At 42.6% G+C, this 24960-nt stretch carries 21 protein-coding genes; 7 read left to right on the top strand and 14 right to left on the bottom strand.

The window, feature by feature from the left end:
- Window positions 1-46: 46 nt before the first annotated feature.
- From ACNQO6_RS13345 to ACNQO6_RS13335, 3 genes are all read right to left on the bottom strand, one after another.
- The gene (locus tag ACNQO6_RS13345) at window positions 47-1477 is read right to left on the bottom strand and encodes an aldehyde dehydrogenase family protein (protein WP_440209281.1); all 1431 of its coding nucleotides are present in this window, start codon (window positions 1475-1477) and stop codon (window positions 47-49) included.
- A gap of 292 nt (window positions 1478-1769) precedes the next feature.
- Window positions 1770-3302, bottom strand: a complete 1533-nt coding sequence (locus ACNQO6_RS13340; protein WP_343580802.1) for a pyridoxal phosphate-dependent decarboxylase family protein — start codon at window positions 3300-3302, stop codon at window positions 1770-1772.
- Between the two features lie 3 nt (window positions 3303-3305).
- Entirely contained in the window at window positions 3306-4676 is a 1371-nt protein-coding gene (locus tag ACNQO6_RS13335) for a diaminobutyrate--2-oxoglutarate transaminase (protein WP_440209280.1), read from the bottom strand.
- 466 nt (window positions 4677-5142) lie between these two features.
- On the opposite strand from ACNQO6_RS13335, the gene ACNQO6_RS13330 reads away from it, so the two are divergent.
- Both ACNQO6_RS13330 and ACNQO6_RS13325 read left to right on the top strand, forming a co-directional pair.
- The gene (locus ACNQO6_RS13330) at window positions 5143-5847 is read left to right on the top strand and encodes an SIMPL domain-containing protein (RefSeq protein ID WP_440209279.1); all 705 of its coding nucleotides are present in this window, start codon (window positions 5143-5145) and stop codon (window positions 5845-5847) included.
- 183 nt (window positions 5848-6030) lie between these two features.
- Window positions 6031-8241: a TonB-dependent receptor family protein gene (locus tag ACNQO6_RS13325; protein WP_440209278.1), complete on the top strand. Its 2211-nt coding sequence runs from the start codon at window positions 6031-6033 to the stop codon at window positions 8239-8241.
- A gap of 77 nt (window positions 8242-8318) precedes the next feature.
- Here the strand turns inward: ACNQO6_RS13325 and ACNQO6_RS13320 are convergent, their stop codons facing one another.
- The 3 genes from ACNQO6_RS13320 to ACNQO6_RS13310 form a co-directional block, all read right to left on the bottom strand.
- Window positions 8319-8780, bottom strand: coding sequence for a GFA family protein (locus ACNQO6_RS13320; protein WP_440209277.1), 462 nt, complete (start codon window positions 8778-8780; stop codon window positions 8319-8321).
- A 274-nt stretch (window positions 8781-9054) separates the two neighbouring features.
- A complete protein-coding gene (locus ACNQO6_RS13315) occupies window positions 9055-10149 on the bottom strand; it encodes a fatty acid desaturase family protein (RefSeq protein WP_440209276.1) in 1095 nt (364 codons plus the stop codon).
- Window positions 10150-10163: 14 nt separating this feature from the next.
- Entirely contained in the window at window positions 10164-11231 is a 1068-nt protein-coding gene (locus tag ACNQO6_RS13310; RefSeq protein ID WP_440209275.1) for a ferredoxin reductase, read from the bottom strand.
- A 140-nt stretch (window positions 11232-11371) separates the two neighbouring features.
- On the opposite strand from ACNQO6_RS13310, the gene fabR reads away from it, so the two are divergent.
- The 3 genes from fabR to dps all read left to right on the top strand — a co-directional run bounded on the left by fabR (window position 11372) and on the right by dps (window position 13881).
- A complete protein-coding gene (fabR, locus tag ACNQO6_RS13305) occupies window positions 11372-12067 on the top strand; it encodes an HTH-type transcriptional repressor FabR (protein ID WP_440209274.1) in 696 nt (231 codons plus the stop codon).
- Between the two features lie 82 nt (window positions 12068-12149).
- On the top strand, window positions 12150-13166 hold the full coding sequence (locus ACNQO6_RS13300; RefSeq protein WP_440209273.1) for an AI-2E family transporter: 1017 nt from the start codon (window positions 12150-12152) through the stop codon (window positions 13164-13166).
- Window positions 13167-13383: 217 nt separating this feature from the next.
- Window positions 13384-13881 (top strand): DNA starvation/stationary phase protection protein Dps, encoded by a 498-nt coding sequence (gene dps / locus ACNQO6_RS13295; protein ID WP_005258969.1) that lies wholly within the window; start codon window positions 13384-13386, stop codon window positions 13879-13881.
- Between the two features lie 59 nt (window positions 13882-13940).
- Here the strand turns inward: dps and rapA are convergent, their stop codons facing one another.
- From rapA to ACNQO6_RS13260, 7 genes are all read right to left on the bottom strand, one after another.
- Window positions 13941-16778, bottom strand: coding sequence for an RNA polymerase-associated protein RapA (gene rapA / locus ACNQO6_RS13290; RefSeq protein ID WP_440209272.1), 2838 nt, complete (start codon window positions 16776-16778; stop codon window positions 13941-13943).
- 144 nt (window positions 16779-16922) lie between these two features.
- Window positions 16923-17567 carry an RluA family pseudouridine synthase gene (locus ACNQO6_RS13285; protein WP_009511412.1) on the bottom strand — a complete coding sequence of 215 codons (645 nt, stop codon included), beginning with the start codon at window positions 17565-17567 and terminating at the stop codon, window positions 16923-16925.
- Window positions 17568-17709: 142 nt separating this feature from the next.
- Entirely contained in the window at window positions 17710-18126 is a 417-nt protein-coding gene (locus tag ACNQO6_RS13280) for a GlcG/HbpS family heme-binding protein (protein ID WP_202740749.1), read from the bottom strand.
- A 347-nt stretch (window positions 18127-18473) separates the two neighbouring features.
- Window positions 18474-19772: a glutamate-1-semialdehyde 2,1-aminomutase gene (gene hemL, locus ACNQO6_RS13275; RefSeq protein WP_440209271.1), complete on the bottom strand. Its 1299-nt coding sequence runs from the start codon at window positions 19770-19772 to the stop codon at window positions 18474-18476.
- A gap of 82 nt (window positions 19773-19854) precedes the next feature.
- On the bottom strand, window positions 19855-20466 hold the full coding sequence (thiE, locus tag ACNQO6_RS13270; protein ID WP_343581390.1) for a thiamine phosphate synthase: 612 nt from the start codon (window positions 20464-20466) through the stop codon (window positions 19855-19857).
- A 332-nt stretch (window positions 20467-20798) separates the two neighbouring features.
- On the bottom strand, window positions 20799-21239 hold the full coding sequence (locus ACNQO6_RS13265; RefSeq protein ID WP_343581381.1) for an Sbal_3080 family lipoprotein: 441 nt from the start codon (window positions 21237-21239) through the stop codon (window positions 20799-20801).
- A 167-nt stretch (window positions 21240-21406) separates the two neighbouring features.
- The gene (locus tag ACNQO6_RS13260; RefSeq protein WP_343581382.1) at window positions 21407-21778 is read right to left on the bottom strand and encodes a DUF962 domain-containing protein; all 372 of its coding nucleotides are present in this window, start codon (window positions 21776-21778) and stop codon (window positions 21407-21409) included.
- 177 nt (window positions 21779-21955) lie between these two features.
- Here ACNQO6_RS13260 and ACNQO6_RS13255 point away from each other — a divergent pair, with 177 nt between their 5' ends.
- Complete coding sequence (locus ACNQO6_RS13255; RefSeq protein WP_440209270.1) at window positions 21956-23413, top strand: CYTH and CHAD domain-containing protein; 1458 nt, start codon at window positions 21956-21958, stop codon at window positions 23411-23413.
- A 385-nt stretch (window positions 23414-23798) separates the two neighbouring features.
- Here ACNQO6_RS13255 and ACNQO6_RS13250 read toward each other — a convergent pair whose 3' ends face one another.
- Window positions 23799-24431: a hypothetical protein gene (locus tag ACNQO6_RS13250; RefSeq protein WP_202740812.1), complete on the bottom strand. Its 633-nt coding sequence runs from the start codon at window positions 24429-24431 to the stop codon at window positions 23799-23801.
- 106 nt (window positions 24432-24537) lie between these two features.
- On the opposite strand from ACNQO6_RS13250, the gene ACNQO6_RS13245 reads away from it, so the two are divergent.
- Complete coding sequence (locus ACNQO6_RS13245) at window positions 24538-24921, top strand: DUF3144 domain-containing protein (protein ID WP_004770279.1); 384 nt, start codon at window positions 24538-24540, stop codon at window positions 24919-24921.
- Window positions 24922-24960 lie beyond the last annotated feature (39 nt).

Raw genomic sequence — 24960 nt, 5'->3', positions numbered from 1 at the left:
GCTCAAAAAAGGCGGATATTGAATCCGCCTTAAGATATTAAAAAAGTTAAACTTTATTGATATGCAGCGTTTGCCCGATGGTATTTTCCAGTAATCCCTCCATACCGAATTCAGCACCAACACCCGACATTTTCCAGCCACCAAAAGGCGCATGCGGCACAATTTCCGCATGGGTATTGATCCAGACGGTGCCGCATTCAAGTTGTGCTGCATAGAATTGTGCCGCTTTCAGATCAGTTGACCAGATCGAGCCACCCAAGCCGAACTCACAGGCATTGGCACGCGCGATAGCATCATCAATGCTGTTATATTTCAGAATCGGCAACACGGGGCCAAACTGTTCTTCCTGTACCACTCTGCATGTTTCATCCAGATCAGTTAAAATCGTCGGGGCAATAAAATAACCCTGTTCAGGTAAGCTCTGATCACCCGATAGAGCGTTCGCCCCCTGAGCAATAGCATCAGCAATCAAGGCTTTAACCTTCTGGTATTGCATCTGGTTCTGCACAGGCCCGAAAGTGGTCTCCGATGCCATGCCATCTCCTACAATCTGTGCATTGGCGATATCTGCAAGTTTTTGTGCTAAAGCATCATATTGGCTTTCATGCACATACAGACGTTTTAAAGCAGCACAGGTTTGTCCAGCATTTAAAAATGCAACGTTGAAAATCCGTTGTGCAATCTGATCGAGATCCGAATCAGGCAACACGATCCCGGCATCATTACCGCCAAGCTCTAGTGTTAAATGTTTTAAGGTCTTTACCGCACCGGACATAATGTGTTGACCTGTTCTGGTTGAACCGGTAAATACCACCTTGTGTACGTCCGGATGCGTCGAGAGTGCTTCACCAATTTCGCCATCCCCAACCACGATCGAGATGACCCCTGCCGGCACTTCTTGCTGAATGATTTCACATAGTTTTAAAGTGGCTAAAGGCGTAAATTCAGAAGGCTTATTAATCACCACATTGCCTGCACGTAAGGCAGGCATGATATGCCAGACAGCAATCATCAAAGGCCAGTTCCATGGTGTGATTGAAGCCACTACACCCAAGGGTTGATAATGACGCTCGATACGTTTCTGCTCGCTATCTTCCAGGACATCAACCGGTAAGTCCAGACTAGCCGTATAACGGGTCCAGCCAATCGCACCCTGCACTTCCATTTGTGCCAATGCCAATGGCTTGCCCTGTTCCAATACCACCAACTCAGCCAAAGTTTCAGCATGCTTTTCGATACCATCGGCAATTTTGTTGAGTATATTTTTACGTTCTTCATGCGGACAACGCTGCCAGCTTTTAAACGCCTGCTTTGCCGCAGCAATGGCTTGATTCACCTGAGCAACGGAAGCTTTGGCACAACGTGCTACCACTGAGCCTGTCGCAGGATTAATAATCTCAAGTTCACCTTGTTCGCCTAAACAAGATTGACCGTCAATAATAAGTTTAAATTCGTTTTGCATATTCACTTGTTGCATTTCTTTTCCTGATCTTAACTGTCTTTTCCGCTTTATTGTTCGCGTCTATGATTGGAATATAAGTCAAGTAAACGCGATCCTGAATGACATCAATGCATCACAGACACTGAAGGTCTATCAATACAATATGAAATTTGCCATCCACACTTCATGCATAATTATTTCTGATTTGCATTCGAGATGCATATTTTGTGCATAAACATTGCAAAACCAACACAAGAACTTAATAAAGAAAATTTTTAAGCAATAAAAAAGGCACCCGAGGTGCCTTTTTTACAGGATGATCGATCAATTAATCGATAGCCGGAACATAAGTGCCCGCAGCAATTGCATCCTTGATACGATCCGCTTCTGCCAACACAAGTGCAAGCAAGTTCTGAACGTTTTCAAGCGTTGCAACCGGGCTTAAAGTGGTCATTTTCAATGATTGAACATTGCCCACTTTGGTCACACCAATATTCGCTTCACCACGTGCAAACAGTTCATCTGCAACGTTCTGGTTCAAGCTATCGATAAATTCGGCAGGATAAGCTTCCGGTACCACACGGAACAGGACTGAAGCGAATTGTGGTTCAACCAGCAATTCCAGACCTGCTGTTGCTTTAATATAATCAGCAACTTCACGTGTTAATTTCACGCCATGATCAATCATTGAACCATACAGCTCTTCGCCTAATGCTTCAACGGTCATCCATAATTTCAATGCATCAAAACGACGGGTCGTTTGCAATGATTTAGATACCAGGTTAGGTACACCGTGTTCTTCATCATAAGCAGAGTTAAGATACTCTGCCTCATAATGCATAAAGCGATAGTTGGCTTCGTCTTTCAACAAGAAAGCGCCACAGCTAATGCTCTGGAAATAATGCTTATGGAAATCAAGCGTGATTGAGTCTGATAATTCAATTCCATCCAGCATTGCACGATGGTCATTTGAAAGAATCAGTGCACCACCCCAAGCTGCATCAATATGCATCCATGAACCATACTTGGTGGTAATTTCACGGATTTTCTTGAGTGGATCAATCGCACCAGCATCTGTGGTACCTGCAGTCGCAACCACACAGGCCACGATTTTGCCTTCAGACTGAAGATGCGCCATGGTTTTTTCCAGTGCATCGACATCCATTTGGGCATTTTCATTTACAGGTACAGTCACAACCGACTGGAAGCCCATGCCCATCATTGCCATGTTCTTTTGCACAGAGAAATGCGCATTTTCAGAACAGATGACTTTGACGTTTTTCATTGCATCTGCAGGGATCCCATCACGCTGAACTGACCATGGCTTGCCATTTTCGTCTTTCCAGTTTTTCGAGATACACCAGTCACGTGCCAGCAATACGCCCATCAGGTTAGATTGCGTACCACCCGAAGTGAACACACCCGCCTGACCTGCACCATAACCGACTTTTTGACGAAGCCAGTCAATTAACTGTACTTCCATCAAAGAACCCGCTGGGCTTTGATCCCATGAGTCCATCGACTGGTTGGTTGCATTGATCAACACTTCCGCAATCTGGCTCATCACCATGGTTGGACAGTGTAAATGTGCCAGTGAATGTGGATGATGTACTTTCAAGCTTTTGTTGAGGAAAAGCTCAACCATACGTTGTAATGACTGTTGTACACCCAAGCCTTCTTTTGAAGGTGCAAAAGAGATTGCTGCACGCAAATCCTTGATGCTGCCACCGGTGTACATTTTGTCATTTTGCAACCATGCTGAAACGGCATTTACCGCCTCGCCCATTGCTGACTGATAGTCAGCAATGGATTGAGCATCATTGCAGAGTAACGCTTTACGATGTTCTGCAAAATCAACCATGAATTAGCCTCGTACTGCTTTTAATGCTTCAGCAACTGCTTTCTTGAAGCGAGCAACTGCTTCTACGCATTCTTCTTGATTGATAATCAACGGGCAAAGCAAACGAATAACAGTACCGTTACGACCACCTTTTTCAAGCAATAGTTTATTGTTGAAACAAGCTGTCTGAATTGCAGCAGCCAATTGGGCATCAGCAGGCAATGAACCCATATGATCCGCAGGTTTACGTTCGTCGACGATCTCAACACCGATCATCAAACCACGACCACGCACGTTACCAATACATGGGAATTCTTGCGCAAGTTTCTTCAACTCAGCTTGTAAGAAATCGCCACGTTCTTGCGCATTCTGAGCAAGGTTTTGTTCTTTGATCACTTGCAGTGATGCCAAACCTGTACCCATTGCAAGCTGGTTACCACGGAAAGTACCGGTGTGACCCGCAGGCTGCCAAGCATCAAACTTACGTTTAATACCTAATACTGCAAGTGGTAAGCTACCACCAACTGCTTTAGACATCACCACAACATCAGGCTCGATTCCTGCGTGTTCAAAAGCAAACATTTTGCCTGAACGTGCAAAACCGGCTTGAACTTCATCCAAGATTAAAACGATGTTGTGCTTTTCAGTCACTTCACGGATTTTTTGCAACCATTTTACAGGTGCAGTCACCACACCGCCTTCACCCTGAATCGCTTCAAGAATGACAGCAGCCGGCTTGGTTACGCCGCTTTCAACATCTTCAATGAAGTTTTCAAAGAAATATGTCAAAGCATCAACACCCGCTTCACCACCTAAACCAAGTGGGCAACGATATTCGTGTGGGTATGGCATGAACTGAACGCCTGGCATCAAGCCATTCACCGCATTCTTGGCAGACAGGTTACCTGTCATTGCAAGCGCGCCGTGCGTCATACCATGGTAGCCACCCGAGAAACTAATCACGGTGCTACGACCCGTATAGGTTTTTGCTAATTTAATTGCTGCTTCTGTACCATCTGCACCAGATGGACCACAGAACTGTAGGCAATACTCTTCTTTACCGCCAGGCAAATAAGCCAAAAGCGCTTCAGTAAACGCATCTTTTAAAGGAGTCGTTAAGTCTAAAGTATGCAATGGCAAACCACTTGCCAATGTGTCTTGAATACTTTGAATCACCGCAGGATGATTATGGCCCAAAGCCAATGTTCCTGCCCCAGCTAAACAATCAAGGTACTCTGTACCTTCAACATCAGTAACCCAGCAGCCTTGTGCTTTCGCTATCGCTAACGGTAATTTACGTGGATAACTACGAACATTTGATTCCATCTGACTTTGGCGAGTCAGATAATATTCGTTGGTTGCATTAGCGGCAGGATTTACGGAAGTAACGCTCATATCGAATTACCATCTCTGATATGGGTGAAAGAAATAAGTCTGGTGACTTGCGGTCGTTTGACTCGGTGCTTTTTAGAATCTAGTGTAGACACTTGTTTATATCTTTCAACTAGGAGCGAGATGATACCTAATTTTGCAAGAAAATAAACACTTTTTATGCCTGACATTGATCTAATCTTATTGAAAAAATGTATCATTCCAATAACTATGATGAATTATGATCATACTATGTGACAAGCGGAAGAAAGTAAGCTTTTTTAAATCCTCCTTCCATTTTTAGATGAATGGTCAAATCAATCGACCTAATTAATTAATTTATAAAGTTTTTCATTTTATTTTCCTGTTGCAAAACACTGCTAATCCCTTACAAAGTCACCACAAAATATGCAGAAGTTCACCATCAGTTCTTTTTAATATCAAAACTGTAAAAAATAAATTTTCGATATCAAATTCTAAGGAAAATTTTATGCGTACTTTAGCACTTGCTACATTGATGATCGGGGCGGCCCTCAGCCCAAAACTGTTTGCCCATGAGACAGAAAACTTGAACTATAACATTGTCAATATTCAGGCAGATGCATCGCGCCAGGTTGCAAATGATGAAATGCGTGCCGTACTCTTTATTGAAAAAAGCAACAAACAACCTGCTGAACTCTCCAACCAGATCAATCAACTGATGAATCAGGCGCAAGCGATTGCCCGTAAATACAATCAGGTCAAAGTCGAAACGGGTACACAAAGTACCTATCCTGTTTATGACAACGATAGTAATAAGCTGAAAGAATGGCGTGCCCGTGCCGAGATCCAGCTTGAAAGTAAAGACTTCAAGGCCGCAAGCCAGTTGATTAGCGAATTACAGCAGAGCTTCCAGACCCAGTCGATCAACTTTACCGTGTCGGATGAACAGCGTAAAAAAGTTGAAAATGAGCTGATGATTGAAGCATCGAAAAACTTCCAGCAACGTGCCCAAGCCATTACTCAAGCATGGAATAAGGGTCAATATAATCTGGTGAGCTTGAATCTCAATACCAGCAATTATTTCCCGCAACCGATGATGCGTGGCGGTGGTATGGCTAAGTTTGCAATAGCAGAAGCGGCGCCTGCTCAGGACATGGCTGCTGGCGAATCAAAAATCACGGTCAGTGCCAATGGTTCGATCCAGTTTAAATAATTCTTTTTTTCAAAAAAACCGTGCTCAAGCACGGTTTTTTGATGTTTGAAATAGCCAAAAATATCTTTAGCAAAAAAACAATTAACTTAACTCATCTCATAGTTATAAGTGATAATCGTTCTTATTCTATTTCTTAAGATAAGCGATTAAGATTCGGGGAAATTTACAGCATTTACACATCTTATGAAACCTGCCACCTATTCTGCTGCATCTAAAGATTTTCAACCCTCTCCCCTGAGCATTGCCCTTGCGATTCTATTCAGTGGAATTTCTCATACAACATTTGCCAATGAGGAATCCCCTACTGAGACTCAGACACTTGCAACCATTTCTGTTAAAGCTCAGGGTAACTGGCTGGAAAATGCCAATGCAGAAAAGGTACAACAACATGCAGGCGCACGAAGCATTATTGATCGTAAACGCTTGGATGAAATCGCAACCAGCTCGATTCGTGATGCATTAAAACAAATACCCGGGGTTCAAGTGCAGGACAGCAATGGTACCGGCGGCAGTGATGTTTCCTTAAATATTGGTGTGCGTGGCCTCACCTCTCGTTTATCGCCTCGCTCTACTGTGCTTATGGATGGCGTCCCGCTTTCTTTTGCACCTTATGGTCAACCACAATTATCTTTAGCCCCTGTGTCGATGGGCAATATTGAATCTGTAGATGTGGTTCGTGGCGCAGGTTCTGTCCGTTTTGGGCCACAGAACGTGGGTGGAATCATTAACTTTAGTACACGTGCCATACCACAAGAGTTTTCAGGTTCAGTTGGCTTAACCACTGAGTTTGCAACAGGAACAGATCAACTCAAATATACGCCTAATCTATTTATTGGTGGCACTCTAGATAACGGCTTAGGTTTGGCCTTACTCTATTCAGGAACCAAGGGTGATGGCTATCGAGAAGCCAATAATAAAATTGATATCGATGATGTCATGTTAAAAACGGCTTACCAATGGACCGATCAGGATGCGATTGCTGTCAATCTGCATCATTATGAAGGTCGTGGTGAAATGCCAGAAGGTTTAACTACAGCACAATTTGCTGACAATCCTTATCAATCGAATCAAAACCGTAATTATTTCGCGGGCCGTCGTTCTGATATTTCTGTCAAATACAGCCATAAAGATGAACTCAATAACTTTGATGTATTGGGCTATTACGTCGATTCTTTCCGTACCAGCGATTTAGAGTCAATTGGTACAACAGGCACCAGCCGTATTAGCAACTCACCACGTGACTATAAATATTTTGGGATTGAGCCACGTTACTCACGTGCCTATAGCTGGGGTAGAATGGATAACGAAGTCACGGTTGGGTATCGTTACTTACAAGAAGAAAGTTCCGAATTTTCAGGACGTACAGATCCATACAATACAATCACAGGTACTCCGGGAGAGCGTATCGCCAATACTACCAGTGACGGCGGTACCAAAGCACATGCCATCTATATTGACAACCGTTTTGGTATGGGGAATTGGGTTATTACTCCAGGTGTTCGTTTCGAGTCGATTGATACGCATAATGATTTCACTGCCTATCAAAAAGGTGTTGCAATCAATACGGTTCATCCAAAAATCAAATCAGATGAGTTTTTACCAAGTTTATCGGTACTTTATAAAGCCAGCGAAAACTGGAATCTCTTTGCCAATGCAGGCGTCTCATTTGGTCCACAACAATATAATCAGTTGGTCACCACTAAAACAGTAAATGGTAACAATACTGCAGTAACGACATTAGATGGCTTACATCCGGAAAAGTCTAAAAACTATGAAATCGGAACCAAGTACCTTGGAAACGGGCTTAACGCAGAGCTCACTGTATTTTATTTAGATTTCGATAAGGAATTAATGTTAGAACGACCTGATAATATTGGGACGGGAATTTGGACGGACTTGGGTGCAACCAGCCATAAAGGTATCGAAACTGGGATCAGTTATGATTTCGGACAGCTTGCAGATGTACTGGACGGTTTAAAAGTCTATGGCAACTATACTTTTACCAAAGCAACCTCCGAAGCAGGAAAGTTTGAAGGTAAAGATCTTCCCTACTACTCACGTCATGTCGGCAATTTAGGAATGGCTTATCAAATAGATCACTGGTCGGTTAATGCCGATATATTTGCTCAATCGAAACAACATGCGCCAGGCTCAGGTGATATTTATCAGGTTGAAGAAACCGCGGATGGTCGTACAGGTGATATCCCAGGTTATTCAACCTTTGCGGTACGTGCTGGCTATGATTTCAGTAACCAGCTTAAAGGCTTAAAAATTGCCGGTGGGATAAAGAATGTGTTTGATAAGCAATATTATACCCGTTCATCAGATTCAACTGGGGGTAAATATGTGGGGCAACCAAGAACCATTTTCTTACAGACCTCTTATGATTTCTAAATAAAAGAAAGCCGAACTTTGGAGTTCGGCTTTCTTTTTCATCTCTCATAGCAACGCTTTTTTAATGAAGGTAACGACTATCGATTCATATCAAAATAATTTTCCAATTCATTCAAATCGGGTAGCTCATCAAATGCCTGAAGCACCTCATGTGCCTCTGCCCAACTTACTTTGGAATTTACACAAAAGTTTAACTCAAGTTCAGGTGTGAACTCTTCCAGAACCAATCCTAAAGGAATCCACATGACCTTTGGATTAATAGCCAGTGCATTCGGTACAGGTGAGCCACACTGTTTGCAAAAGCAACTGCAAAACCCTGTCTCCTTGATATAAGTCTGAATCAATTGCTCGCCTTGCAGCCATTGAAATGATTGAGTCTGGACAAAGGTAGCAGCATTGGCAGCTGCCCCGCTCTGCTTACGGCACAGACTGCAATAACATCGATAGATCATTTTGATGTTGGTCACAGCAAACTGAAAGCTCACCGCGCCACATAAACAACTACCAGTAAATTTTTTATTTGCATTAAATGATGCCATCTCTTTTTATCCTGCCGAGCTTTCGACCTAGTCAAACTTTTACTCAATCTTGTATGACTCTCCAAACATTTTAAGACGATTGATCCATCTAAACCAGCAGTGCACTGACAACAGTTTTTTAATGCTTTTAATCCATCAATATTTGGTGATTTTGTAGCACGAATCGCTTTAGATACAGCTGAAATCAAAAATCTTGAAAAATAGGACGCTGTCATGATTGGCAAAAGTAAAAAAGCCCTGACATCGGTTCAGGGCTTTTGTTTAAGTGAATCGCTTATTTTTTAAAAGGTAATGCATATTTAAAAATACGCCCAACCACTTCACCAAACTGTTTCACAAAGCTGGCATTGTTATAATGCAATCCATATTTTTCACAGACAGCCTGTACTTTTGGTGCAACCTGACGGTAGCGGCGTGCCGGAATATCCGGGAATAAATGATGCTCGATCTGATGGCTCAAATGCCCTGTTAAAATATGAAAGGCTTCTGAACCCGTCAGGTTCGATGAACCGCGGATCTGGCGCATATACCAGTGCCCGCGACTTTCATTTTCCAATACCGCTTTCGGAAATACTTCGACATCTTTGGTAAAGTGACCACAGAAAATAATACTGAAGGTCCAGACATTACGAATTCCGTTTGCCACCAGATTACCTGTAAATACAGGAATCGCAGCAGGGCCAGCAATCAAGGGAAAGAACACATAGTCCTTAAACATTTGCTTGAGGATTTTCTTCTGTGCCGGCTGCCATTCACGCTTGAATTGTGCGATGCTTTTACGTTTATACAGTACCTTGCCCAACTCCAGATTCTGGATCGCGACACCCCACTGGAATAACAGGCTAAATGGCACGATGTAGATCGGTTGAATCAAAGTGAATTTAGACCAGCGCTGTTCAGGGAACAACCGGAAGACACCATAGCCGACATCATCATCCATCCCTTTAATATTGGTATAGGTATGGTGCTTATAGTTATGGGTCTGACGCCAGTTATCAGAGGTACCGACCGTATCCCACTCATAGGTTTGACCATTGAATTTTGGATCATTCATCCAGTCATATTGACCATGCATCACGTTATGGCCCAATTCCATATTTTCCATGATCTTGGCAAAACCGAGTAAGCCCGTGCCTAACAACCATGCTGGCGGAAACCAGCCCAGAAATAAACAGGCACGTCCAGCCAAACTGCTATAACGGATGGTGGAATAGACACGGCGAATGTATTTCGCATCTTTTTCACCAATATCATCCAGTACGTCTTGTTTAATTTGATCGAGTTCACGAGCAAATGCATCTAATTCGGCAGCAGTGAGATCACGGTTTTTAGGATTTTTGAAAAATTCAATTTTAACAGGCATGTTCATAATCAATTTCTCTCTTATAGATCAATCACAAGATCAGACTGGGCTGAATTGACACAAATTTTCAATAACTGGGCAGGTTCTTGATTGGCAGCGCCATTTAATAGATTTCTGGTTGCACCTTGTGCCTTATTGCAGGCACATTTGTTACAGATTCCCATCCGGCAACCATGATTCGGTTTAATGCCTTGCTGCTCTAGACTGGCAAGAATCGACTGGCCTTTAGGAATTGCGACGGTTTTATTAGATTGCGTCAAGGTCACATTAATAAAACCGGTCTCAGTGCTCTCTTCCACAAACTGGCTCAAACTAAATGCTTCTGTTTGCAGGGCTGCAGCATCTTGAAACAGGCTTTCCACCGTTGCTGCAAAACCCGATGGCCCACATGCATAAACTGTGGTGTTGCTTAAAACAGTGAGCTGATCCACATGGCTTTGATTTAAACGCGAATCCTGCTCTTGGGTATAAAAAATCTGATAACTAAAATTAGAGAAGTTTTCTGATACTTCCTTCAGGTATTCAACATAAGCTGCATCAGCCTGCGTCTTGACCCAATACATCAATTGAACCGTATGGTGATTTAACTGTTTAGACTGGCACAAGGCTTCAATCAGACTCAGCATCGGGGTGATGCCACTACCTGCCGCCAGCAATAACAGGTGAGGAGTCTCGATGTGCTGTTGCATTTCACCATAAGGTTGCCCCAAACGCAGTACATCACCGGTTTGGCAGTGCTCAACCAGCCAGGAACTGACCCGACCTTGATCAACCTTTTTAACCGTTAAACACAGGTGGTCGGCATCGACCTGCATCAAACTATAGGTCCGCTCGTAATGACGTCCTGCAATCTCAACGGTTACCGGATGATGCTGCCCTGCCACACCACGTACGACATGACGATTGCATTTCAAAATCAGACTGACCGTGTCTTTTGCCACATTTTGTTTTTTTACGATTTTGGCAAGTGGCTGATTGATTGACCACAATGGATTGATTTTCTGTAACCAAAAATTGGCATCATGGCTGTTCATTACACTTTGAGCCAACGAATTAAATAGAGAATTTCTCTTTTCAATTGCTTGCATGAGCAGTTTTACTCTGGTGATTTGCTAATTATTATACATATGTATATATATTTGTATATACACTCGTATAAGAATTTACATTTCACAAGTACACCGACTATCGCTATAATCCCGAGTAGCTTACTTATATATTGAAAATAATGGTTCATTCTTCTTTTTTACCGCTCGGCCATGACACCGTAAACGAACAAGATGTCATTCCCATGAAATCTCCTGTACGTTCGGTGGGTAGGAAAGCAACGATTACCAAAGAAGAGTTGTTTCAGGCCACGCTCAATCTGATCGGTCCGCAAAAAAGTATTGCATCGCTCAGTTTGCGTGAAATTGCACGTGAAGCTGGCATTGCACCAAACAGCTTTTATCGTCATTTCAAGGATATTGATGAACTGGCCATTGCCCTGATTGATCAATCCGGTCTGGTCCTTCGCCGCATTATCCGTGAAGCACGTTTACAGGCCTCAAAGCAGCAAAGCATTATCCGTAGTTCGGTTGAAGTCTTTATTCAGCAACTGAATACCGATGAAGGCAATCTAAGTTTATTATTACGTGAAGGTTATACAGGTTCGACCTCATATAAAGCTGCGGTTGATCGCCAGCTCAATTTCTTCCAGCAAGAGTTGCAAGAAGACCTGATCCGTTTGGAACGCCTGAATAACAGTAAAATCAGTCATGCAGATCTAGCTGCCAAGGCTATTACCCAGCTGGTGTTCAACATGGGGGCGAAAGTCATTGATCTACCTGTGGAGCAACGTACCGAAGTTGCAGAACAGACCATGGTGATGATCCGTATGATTTTAGAAGGCGCTCGTCATATTAATGCAACGGAAATTGATTAATTCTTTGCATCGCAATAGGATAGAGATCAGCAAAATTATATTTTGTGTTTTAGCATAACAACTTAAATCAGGCCTATAGATCATGAATCTACTGAATGACCGTCAAAGCATCATCGCCAGTTTTATCCTGATGTCTTTATTTTTAATGATGGTCATTCCCCTGCATTTACTGCCGAGTTTCTTTGCCGGATTTCTGGTTTTTGAAATTATTAACAGTTTGAGTTCAATTGTTGAAAAGCATATTGATGGTCAACGTGCGCGTATCTTTATCAGTATTATTCTGGGGATATTGGCAACCGTGCTGATCGGTTTCTTTATCACCAGCTTGATCAGTTTTGTGATTTATGACCTTAAAGGCACAGGACTCAATTCCTTCAATATCAAAATCGACCAGACATTGATCAAGTTTCAGGCTGAGATGAGCCATTATTTGCCAGGCTATCTGCCACATAGTGTGGCTGACATCAAGAATCAGATTTTATCCTTTATCAAGAACAATATCTCGATTGTCAAAAATACAGGCACCGATATTCTGCACAATCTGGCCACCATGGTGATCGGTCTGATTGTGGGTATTCTGGTATCCATCCAGAATTTTAAACAGCATGCCCCACAACCCGCGTTTAAGGCAGCCATTCTGCATCGCATCCAGAAGCTTTCCGTTTCTTTTAAAAATGTTGTTTTTGCTCAGGTCAAGATTTCACTGATTAATACCGTGTTATTCATGATCTTTGTGTTTATTGTGCTGCCGATATTTAATATCCACTTACCTTTTGCCAAAACCCTGACCATTCTGACCTTTATTTTTGGCCTACTACCGATCATTGGTAACCTGATTTCCAATACCCTGATCATCATGGCAGGCTTAACCATTTCCCTGTCTGTGGCAGCGATTGCCCTGGCCTATCTAGTGATTATTCACAAGCTTGAATATTTTATTAATGCCAAAATTATTGGTACCAAAATCAATGCCAGTGCCTGGGAAGTACTCTTGGCCATGCTGATTTTTGAAGCGATTTTTGGATTGAGTGGGCTGATTGTTGCGCCTATTTTTTACGCCTATATCAAACTGGAATGCAAAGACGCTGGACTGATTTAAGCTATTTTTTACACGTCAACACGCAACGTAACAGATTGAATCATCATTCAATCTGAATCAAAACCTGTTGTTATAAAAATAAAATTGATGATAAGTAAACTTACAAAAGATTAGAAAACGAAAACACTCAATGCCTGATTCACGGCGTAAGCTAGAGAAGAATTAGGCGGTTTTTTATTCACTATATTTCATCACATTATAATTGAATGAGGTAACTATGAGTTCTTCAGCAGCTAAAGCTTTAAAAGTATATACACGTAATAATTTAGATGATGCGATCAAAGAATCGACCGTAAAAATTTTAAATCAGATTCTTGCCAACCTGATCGATCTTTCGTTACTGACGAAACAGGCACATTGGAACATGCGGGGTAGCAACTTCATTGCAGTGCATGAAATGTTAGATATGTTCCGTACCTCGCTGATCACGCATTTGGACAATGTAGCTGAGCGTGCAGTACAGATTGGTGGAACAGCGTTGGGAACCACACAATCTGTGGGCGAAAGTTCACACCTGAAGCCTTATCCAGTCGCTATCCATGCAGTGCAGGACCACTTAAAAGAACTGGCAGATCGTTATGGCGTGGTTGCCAACCATCTACGTGACACCATTGATGAAATTCAGGATCCGATTTCTGAAGATATTCTGCATGCTGCCTTAGAAGATCTGGATCAATATTTATGGTTCCTGGAAGCCAATATCGATCAAAAATAGTCAAAAGCAGCTCATTAAAAAGAGGACCCTCGGTCCTCTTTTTTTTATTTCTATTTCAATTATGGCTTCACCACCACCAGCACCTGAATCGCTTCCGGGGTTACAGAAAGACCATCTAACAGGCCCAAGCCTTCTTTCTGGAATTTCTGTAAACGCTCGATTTCATCTTCACGAATACTTGGGTTGAATTGCTTAAGGTAACTTAAACGGTCAATTTCATACTGCCACTTCGCACTATAATGCTCTTTGGCTTGCTGCATCAATTCTGGCAATGATCCCTTGGCAATCTCTAAAGCTTGCGCATAACGGGTTTCAATCACTTCACGGCGCGCTTTCACCACCTGACGGCAACTATTGCCATCTAAATGATGCAGGTATGGACGTAAAATACTTGGATCAATCTTGGCAGATAGATCCTGACCATTTTCACTGAGTAATACGCGAATTAATTGTTTCGGTAAACTTGATGGCAAGTTTAAGGCTTTCGGCGCCACTACATCGACCTTAAACCAGACTTCAAGCAATACCGAGCCTTGTTTCAATGCATTCGATTTCAACAAAGCCACATTGGTACTACCAAATGACTGGGTGCGGATCATTTCCATCACACTTTCAATAAATGGATGTTCCAGCGTCAAGTATTGTGCATCTTCACGGATTTGTGCCTGATCACGATAGAACGTCGCCGTCATGCCTTCTTCATCCAAGGTTAGACCCTGAACCTGCATCTGATCCGTCGGCTTGATGATCACGGTACCGTTGCTTTGCTCATCAAAATCAATATTGGTCGATGACATGAAACGCTTCACAAACATGGGTAAAGTGGTATTGTCATCATAATCTTCAAGCGCTTGTACAATGCCTTGCGCAACTACGGGACGGCATGAATTGTACTCAAGCAAACGGTCACGACCTGCCTGTAATTCAGCTTCCAGCGCTTGACGCTGTACATTGACTTCTTCAAGCAGGTCTTCAAAGGTCTGGCCTTGATCTGCGAGTAAGCAATCTTTTAGCTCAACAATAAAATTCTCTTGTAGCGTTTGCGCTGTTGGTGAAATATTGCTGAAAATATTCAGAGCTTCGTTGTACCAGCGGAACATACGCTCTTGCGCCGTGCCCATGAGGTAAGGTACATGAATCTGGATACGATTTTCCTGACCAATACGATCCAGACGACCAATACGCTGCTCAAGGACATCCGGGTTGGCTGGCAAGTCAAACAAGATCAAGTCACTGGCAAACTGGAAGTTACGCCCTTCCGAGCCAATCTCCGAACACAATAAGATTTGTGCGCCATAACTGTCTTCTGCAAAGTAGGCTGCCGCCTGGTCACGTTCGAGCAGGCTCATGCCTTCATGGAACATGGCAGTACGGATACCAGCATGTAAACGTAGAACATTTTCCAATGCTTCAACCACTGGCCCGCTACGTGCAATCAACAACACTTTTTTATGTTTTAAATCTTTGCGCAGCACTTCCATCAACCAAGGCACACGTGGATCATTTTCCATCCATGCGCCATCCAGTTGACCTTCTTCTGGCCACATCTGTTCGCGCATTTTGCCGTCCATTGACCAGTCTTCTGGCGCCGGTAAAGGCGCTGGCTGGCAATCACGTCCCGGGAAGCCCTGAATCGCTTCACGGGTGTTACGGAACAGGATACGACCTGTGCCGTGGCGGTCTAATAATTCATGAATCGCACGCATACGCTGTTCAGGCTGATCATCAATGCGATGACCCAACAAGCCTTCCAGTGCAGCAAGATGCTCTTCTGTTAAAGCCTCATCTGACATCAATACTTCTGCAATTTTCGCAGTTTGCTGGTATTGCTCTTCCTCATCAAGGAAACGGTCAAGGCTGCTGAAACGCTGCGGATCAAGCAAACGTAAACGGGCAAAATGGCTTTCTACCCCCAGTTGCTCTGGGGTTGCAGTGAGAAGCAACACACCTGCGGTCTGTTCAGCCAGCTCTTCAACTAGGTCATAACGATCATTGCCGCCCTCTTCCTCACTCCACATCAAGTGGTGTGCCTCATCGACAACCAATAGATCAAAACCCGCTTCCATCGCTTGCTCACGCAAGTCATCGTGGTCAACCATCAGGTCGACGCTGGCAATAATGCATTGTTCAGTCAGGAACGGATTCAGGTCAGGATCATGTTCCTTGATTGATGCGGTACGGGTCAAATCAAATAAAGAGAATTGCAAATTGAAACGGCGACGCATTTCAATCATCCACTGATATTGCAGTGAATCAGGCACCAAGATCAGGATACGTTCTGAACGGCCGGTTTTCAGTTGCTGGTGAATGATTAAACCTGCTTCAATGGTTTTACCCAAGCCAACTTCATCCGCCAGTAAAACACGCGGAGCAAAACGTTTACCGACTTCATGTGCGATATAAAGCTGGTGTGGAATCAAGCCTACACGCGCACCCAGAAAACCACGTAACGGGCTGGTATGCATTTGCGCCTGCAATAACATGGCTTCAATACGCAGGTCATACCATTCTTTATAATCGACCTGACTCGCCAGCAGACGCTCTAATGGTTTTGACAGCTGGATTTGGGCACCGATACGGGTTTCGTTCAGAGACTTGCGCTCTTGTTCGCCATTTTCTAGGCTACGAACCACATCATAACGCAGTACACCATGACGGTCTTCAATCGACTCAACCGTCCACTTGATGCCTTCCTGGTCTTGGACTTCATCATTCACGTTAAAGATGATGCGAGATAAAGGCGCATTGTTACGTGCATAGACACGTGTTTCATCACTTTTAGGGAATAAAATGCTGATAGAACGTTCATCTACATCAATCAGAACCCCTAAACCGAGTTCAGTTTCAGTATCTGATAACCAACGTTGACCAATAGCAAACTGCTGCAATTTTTCCACCTTTATCTCAAGTTAGCCCACATATTTTATGCCCTGACCCCAATAAAAGTTAAGGCATTTTATGTAGTTTTCAACGATGTATTTTGACACAAAGCATCATTAAATAGCGTGCATCACATCGTGTTTCATAAAAAAGTTTTTAGACTAAAACGGTACCGCACAATCAAAGGTCAGTTGCGCGCCTGTTTTAGGATGAGCGAAGCTTAATTGCGTGGCATGTAAGCACAAACGCGCATAAAGCTGCTGCTGTTCTGGTGTGGCATATAAGGTATCGCCTAGAATCGGATGACCTAAATATTGCATATGCACACGAAGCTGATGTGAACGCCCTGTAATCGGAATCAGTTTCACCCGGGTTACAGCTTGTCCTTGAATTTCTAAATGTTCAATCGCTTGCCATTCCGTTAATGCCGGTTTGTGATGGGTAGCATCAACAATATGTAATGGCGGGCGGCTTGGGTCATAAATCACAGGTATATCGACGGTGCCCTGACCTTCTAAATGGCCAGCAACCAAAGCTTGATAAATTTTTGAAGTTTGACGATCCTGAAACTGACGTGAAATCGTGCTCTGTCCAAATTTGGATAAGCCAAACACCAGAATACCTGAAGTGTCACGATCGAGACGATGAATCAGTAAGGTTTTGGGTTCTAGTTCTAATAGACGATTGATTAAGCAATCTTGTAAATCTGGCGTTTTCCCAGGGACGGTGAGTAAGCCTGCTGGTTTATGGATGACCATAAAATCTTCATCACGATGAATCAAATGTTCACTTAGAAAATCACTCAAGGTAGCCTTCCAACGACTGGATGAAAACAAGCGGGCAATCATAAAAAGCTTGGCGCTGAATTACAATGCATGACACGTATTTTTACTGATTTTTTTCGTGTTTCTCTCGATTTTTCATCCAGATTCGAATTTAAATGATGATTTAGGTGTGTTGCTCTAGAAATTGTTGAATCGCATGCTGGGCAATTTCTGCGTCCTGAAAAGATTGTACCCCCGAAACCCCCACAGCTCCCACAACCTGTCCTTGATAGACGATTGGCTCACCGCCTTCCAGCATGCCTTTCGCAGCATTGATGGTTAAAAAGCCGATTTTGCCATCACGGATCATATCTTCGGATGCCTTAGTTGCTCTGCGGCTGACCGCGGCAGAATGTGCTTTTTCCTGGCAAATCTGTGTCGATAATACCGATGCGCCATCCATGCGCTTCATCATTAACAAGGTGCCACCGTCATCGACAACAGCAATGCTGACATTAAAATTATGTGCTGTCGCATATTGTGCTGCTGCATTAACCAGAATTTCCACATCCGCCGCAGTTAAATAATGTTTAGTTTTCATTGTTACTCCATTCCCATGAGTCTGTTATCAAAAGCTTATTTTTTAAAAAATATAGAAGCGCTCTCTATCACCTGCGCCAACCAGAACCTGAATGCTTTGCAGCAGTCGCAGACCAACGCAAATATAGTTTATTATTCAAGCATTATTTTGACTGACGGTACAATAAAGATTATTTATCTTTTTTGTTGATCGCAAAGGTTTATCCTATAAACAGGTCGCAAATCAGTACGGTTGCGTTAAGATCAACCCATATTGTTTTAATGTATTAAGCTTTTTATTCATTTTAGATGAAAGATATATCCATTAAAAAAGCCCGAAAAACTCGGGCTTTTTTAGACATCACCGCATTACTTCATTTCAGCAAAAGTTTCTTTGGCTGCCTGAATGGTATCTGCAATATCCTGATCTGAATGCATTGACGAAATAAAGCCTGCTTCAAATGCAGATGGTGCAAGATAGACGCCACGCTTTAACATGCCATGGAAGAATTTCTTGAATGCTTCCACATCACAGGCCAACATTGAATCAAAGCTGGTAATGTCATCCTGATCTGTAAAATACAAACCGAACATGCCCCCCACTTGCTGGGTCTTAAATGGAATGCCTGCTTCGTCTGCCGCAGTCTGTAAACCGGCAAGTAATTTGGCGAGCTGTGCAGCCAGCTTGTCGTAGAACCCCGGTTCACGTAAATGCTTGAACATCGCGATACCGGCACGCATGGCCAATGGATTGCCTGACAATGTACCGGCCTGATAAACACCACCCAAAGGTGCGATACATTCCATGATTTCACGTTTACCGCCAAAAGCACCAACCGGTAAGCCAGCACCAATGATTTTACCCAACGTGGTCAAGTCAGGTTTAACCTTATACACCGATTGTGCGCCACCTAAAGCGACACGGAAACCAGTCATCACTTCATCAATAATAAACACTGATTTGTATTCATCACAGACATCACGGATCGCCTGCAAGAAACCGTCGATTGGCGTTACCAGATTCATATTACCTGCAACCGGCTCAATGATCACACCCGCAATCTCATGACCAAATTTGCTAAAGCATTCTTTTAAGGCTTCGATATTGTTGTATGGCAGCGTTAAGGTATGTTTGGCAAAATCAGCAGGTACCCCTTTTGATGTTGGCTCACCTTCACCAAGCGTCAATAAGCCTGAACCTGCTTTCACCAATAATGAGTCTGAATGGCCGTGGTAGCAGCCTTCAAATTTTACAATCTTGTCGCGGCCGGTATAACCACGTGCCAGACGAATAGCGGTCATGGTCGCTTCTGTACCGGAACTGGTCATACGCACCAACTCGATTGAAGGCATGATGTCGCAAATCGTGTCTGCCAGCGTTGTTTCGTGCACAGTTGGCGCACCAAAACTTAAACCATCTTCTGCCGCAGTTTGTACCGCCTGAATGATATCCGGATGCGCATGGCCTAGGATCATTGGGCCCCATGAACCGACATAGTCTACGTAGCGTTTGCCATCAACATCCCACAAATACGCCCCTTTTGCCTTTTCGATAAAGACTGGCGTACCGCCCACACCGTTAAATGCACGTACAGGTGAGTTAACCCCACCTGGAATATGTTTATTTGCTTGTTTAAATAGCTGTTCTTGCTTTGGAGATAAACTCATAAAAGGCTCAACCTGGAATCAAGGACGAGGAACGCTGTCGTTCCGAGAAACAATGAAAGCTCCGCACAGCGGATGCCTATAATTAGTCAAATAACGTTGCCCATGCAGTGACACGAGCAGGAATTTCGGCTGTTGATCGTCCTAATATATCACTAATTACTGCACAAAGGCTCGCCCCAGCCTCAATCACCACTTGAGAATTTTCCACAGTCAGGCCACCAATTGCACAAATCGGTACAGCAAACTTTTGTTTCGCCTGTTTGATTACTTCGATACCGACATTACCCGCTTCAGGTTTGGTTGAGGTTGCATAAACCGCACCAAACGCCACATAAGTTGCACCATCCGCAATTGCCTTCTCCGCCAACTCTAATGAATTTAGACAAGTACGACCAATAATCACACCTTGCGGTAAACGGGCAGCAGCATCGCTTATTTCCCCATCGGACTGCCCAAGATGGACACCCAAACCAAATTGTTCTGCCAGTGCCAGATCATCATTAATGACGAATGGCACTTGATGCTTTTCACACAGCGCTTTGATCTGCTCGACCTCGCTTGACTGCTCTGCCTTTGCCACCTTTTTACGGCGATATTGCAAAATCGCAACCTTCCCGGTGGCTAATGCGACATCTAGTTTTTCAAGTAAGAGCTGGATGGGATCATCGTTGGTAATGAGGTAAAGACCGCGCATGAACGTTTCACTATTCACTATAATTACATTAGCTTCAGGGTATATTTTCTTATCTAAAATTTAAAGAGAGGGAGTGTATAAGTTCTCATGAAATGCTCTCTTTACCCAATATATCAAGGCAAATAAATAAAATTGCCTCCTGATGCTCATAGAAAACTATACACAACTAAGTTTTACACGATTCGAAAAGCTATAGATTAAACCTAAATATTTTAATGATTAACTCAATAATAGAAGCCCCCAACGGAGGCTTTTAAACTTAATTAATATCGACAACTGTAGCCATGATTCGTAGCTAAGTTACCGATTACCATGTAATTTTTATATGCTGCCTATTTCTTTGGCGATTTATTTAGAAGTTGATCGACCAGTTCATTAATTTTCGTTTCAGTACTGCGCCATTTATTTAGAGCAAGACCACCATTTCCTTTCAGCTTAAATGAAGCCTCAGAAACCTGTCTTCCATTCTGCAATAAATTAAATTGTGCAGAGACCATATAAGGTGCGAAATCCCATGATCTTAATGCCGTATAATGTAGTGTCGTTTGACAAAGACTCAGGTTGTCCGTGTCATTGTAGGTTCTTGCTTGAATGTTATATCTCGCAAAACTTCGCTCTACAATCTGATTAAAGTCTTTAATTATGACTTTAGGATTATTAATCACACAAACCTGACGGATAGATTCTGGATTAAAACCTGTTGTATTATTCACTTGAATCGAGGTACACCCAGTTAAAGCAAATAAAGCCCCTAAAAATAAAAAATTTTTCATCATATAAACCATTTGTTATTTAAGCGGCTTAAACTAACAAATCATTTATATAAAATCCATTCTAAATCAGATGTATTGGACTATTTGATTAGCATGCTTTTATTTAATTTAGCCCTATCAACAATAAAAAAAGCCGCCAAAGCAGCTTTTCAAACACCCAATCGATTTCAAAACTCAATTTTATCAAACTTACGATCAATCAGACTCAAACGGCCACGTGCAATATCCGACAGCATCCGCCAATCCGAAATAAAGCTATACAGTGGTTGCTTAAAGCTGGCAGGCTTATTATGTTCAAAAAAGAAATGCCCGACCCAGGCACAGGCATAACCCGAAACCAAACCATATACCGCATATTTGGCCTGACGTTTACGAATGGCTTTGCTAAAAAAATACAAACCAATCGAGCTACCTGCTGCATGCAACCGGCGGCTGGCAATATTGCGATGTTCAGTTAAGTAAAAGCGATAAAATTCATTATAGTTTTTAATCGGTAATGAAAATTCCACTGGCTGGCTGATATTGGCTGGTGCATTCATTTCTAGATCATCCTAATCCTGCAAGACTCTACACACGTTAATGCATTTTTTGTACAAAATAAAGTCATTATGTCCCCTGCTTTCAATCCTTAAAACAACTTTACAATAATTTTTCAGATCAACCGTTTATACTCATTTATATATTTATCATTCTCGCTGGTCAGGAGTCCTAACATCATGGAAATAGAGCTAAAATTTCAACTTCCTGAATCTAAGAAAAAGAGTGTTTTACAGGCCTTAAGCAAACAAAAAGCACAAAAAATTCAGTTACAAGCAAAATACTATGATACCGCCGAGCGTTTGCTTGCTAAAAATTATGTGGCAATCCGTCTACGTCAAGAAGGCGAACATTGGGTACAAACCTTTAAAGCCGCCAGTAAGAATCATTTACAACGTATTGAAGAAGATATTTATTTAGGCAAATGTGCTCAAGAACCTGAGCTTGATCTGTCCCTCTATAAACATAATCAAACCGTTCAAACCGTACTGCGTGAGATTTTAGGCGAAGCGTCAGCCGAGCTACAGTTACAGTTCCAGACCAATGTACAGCGTACTTTTCATGTATTCGAGTTTGAAGGTTCCCACATTGAAGTCTGTCTGGATGATGGTGAAATCCGTACCCCAACTGATCATGCCCAAATTTGTGAAGTCGAATTTGAATTAAAACAAGGTTCAGCTCAAGAGCTGATTCAGTTTGCCAAAACCTGGGTAGATCAATACCAGCTCTGGCTGGATGTGCGTAGTAAAGCTGAACGTGGAAATTTACTGGCCCAAGGCAAAGTCGTCTCTGCTGCCACCAAAGCAAAAACACTGAACCTAGATAAAGATGTTAGCGCGGAACAAGCCATCAAACAGATTATCGAAAATACCCTCAATCATATTCTGCCCAATGCAGCAGCGATTGCGGATGACGTCGCCGAAGCAGATCATATTCACCAAGCCCGTGTCGGCTTACGTCGCCTGCGCTCGGCTTTAAAACATTTTTCTAACTGGTCGGCACAGATTGATCCGACTTGGGAAAGTCAATTGGCAGAGATCTTTAGAGCTTTAGGACAATCACGCGATAATGATGCCATTCAAGATTCAGTCATTCCCTTAGTCAAAGAAATCTGCGATTTTGATTTTCCCTTCCCTGAAAATGTCAATACAAATATCGCTGAATTATTAAGTGACAGCAAAACAACCCAACTGTTTTTATCCTTATTTAGCTTTAGCTATAGTGAGCATCAATCAAAATCCAAACTCTCTAAACAAGCTGCCAAAAGCCTAACTAAGCTGTACCAAAAGATACTGAAAGATGCAGCTCAATTTTCAAGCTTAGCAGTGGAACAACAACACCGTACCCGTAAGCGCGTTAAACAATTGCGTTATTGCATCGACTTTATTGCAGGAATTTACCCGGAAAAACAGGTTCAGCAATTTTTGAGTAAGCTACAACCGATTCAGGAATATTTAGGCTTCTATAATGACCTGTTTGTAGCTGAACATATCTTTGAGCAACAAGCTACCGAGCATCCTCAGTTTTTATTTGCTTTAGGCTGGGTTAAGGCTCAACAACCGCATGTTGCAAAGAAAGCGGATAAAAAGCTTCAAGCTTTATCTATTCAAGACGCTTTTTGGGATGAGAAGCAATAGCTGCATAAGCCGATCGTTCCACAAAGGAAACTCCATGGACTGCTTCAAAGGCCATGAATATTCAGATACTTTTTTGTATAGGTAATAACTTACTTTTGAAAGATCAAAAGTAACAAAAATCTTTTATTAGACTGACGGTACATCCCTGCTACCGCAGTCTAATGAGGCGGCATCCATGCCGCCAACCACGCTAGTAAATGAAACACAAAATCATCAGCAACATTAACCAAGATAAACAATACAATGCTTTGTCTAAGCCTAAGTCGTAGTAGCTAATCCTAAAATTAGGTAAACACTTGGTAAGACTGTGCTAAGATTATTTTTCAGTACATTCGAAAGATATTTAAACCGAACTTAGGTTAAAATATTTTTCCATTTAAATAACTTACCTATACTTCCCAAAAATCTTCCACGTTCCATTATCTGCAATCGGATCACTATAACTATCATTCCGCTGTTTACGTGGCTTATCCCGAGCATCGACTAATTTAAAATGCGGTTCAACACTGAGAATCACCCCATTCATATAAAAACGGGTACGGGTATAGTCACTCTGCCCATGCTGAAACACATAAGTGCGTAAATCAATAAACTCACGATGCGCCACCAAAGCAGCAGTGTCATCACTCCCTAACCATTCTTGCATGGCAAAAATCTGATCGGTCTCAAACTGTCCACATTTTTCCAATAAGGCCGCAACACCGCGAAAAGTTTTCGATTCTTTGGCGCGGGTTTTATTAATCCTGATCCGATCCACATGAAAGAAAAACAGCGGCAGGTTTAAGTGGCTGGGTAAATGAATGGCATCCAGCACCTCATCTTCCATAAAAGGCTGGCATAACTGCTGCGCCCTCTCGATCAAAGGCTGCCATTGTCGATAATATTCATCGACCTCATCCTTTAAACCATAATAAATCGGCAGGCCTTCAACATGTTCTAAAAATTGAGGTGGATAGATATGCTGGCGCAGTAAGGCAATATCCGTTTTTAAGCTTTGAATCGCGATTGCATCTTGCATAATGATTATTCTAATTGCTTAGGCTATTTTTAGGTTAAGGCAAAGGTTTAGTTTCGACAAGGCTTTGTCTATAATAATGTGTCTTAACTTGTCGCTGGAAAATCTCATGTCTCAAAAAATTAACGCTACCGATGTGACGGAAGAAGAAGCTTTAAATGCCGTATTTTTTGAGCGCGCCGATGAATTTATCAAACTCGCTAATGATTTTTGCCGTCCGCCAAAGGGCCAACAAGCCAAACCAGAAGAACTACGTGGTCAGGTCAGCGCAGCCATGTTATTCGCTACTGCCCGTTTCAACACCTGGGTCGCAGCCAATAACTTTAAAGATGGCGAAGAAATGCGTGAAGCGAAAGAACAAGTGATGTCTTATCTGCTGCAACAGTTCCAGATGATGCTGGAAGATAATTTTGACGAATATTGTGAACAGTTCGAAAACTACTTACGTTTCCGCAAAAATGAAGATTTTCATGCCCACAAACATGATCATTAAGCTTTAATGCAAAAAAGAAAGCCACCTGACCGGTGGCTT

Source organism: Acinetobacter calcoaceticus (genome assembly GCF_051947995.1).
Taxonomy (GTDB): domain Bacteria; phylum Pseudomonadota; class Gammaproteobacteria; order Pseudomonadales; family Moraxellaceae; genus Acinetobacter.
This window is presented reverse-complemented; position numbering and strand designations above follow the sequence as displayed.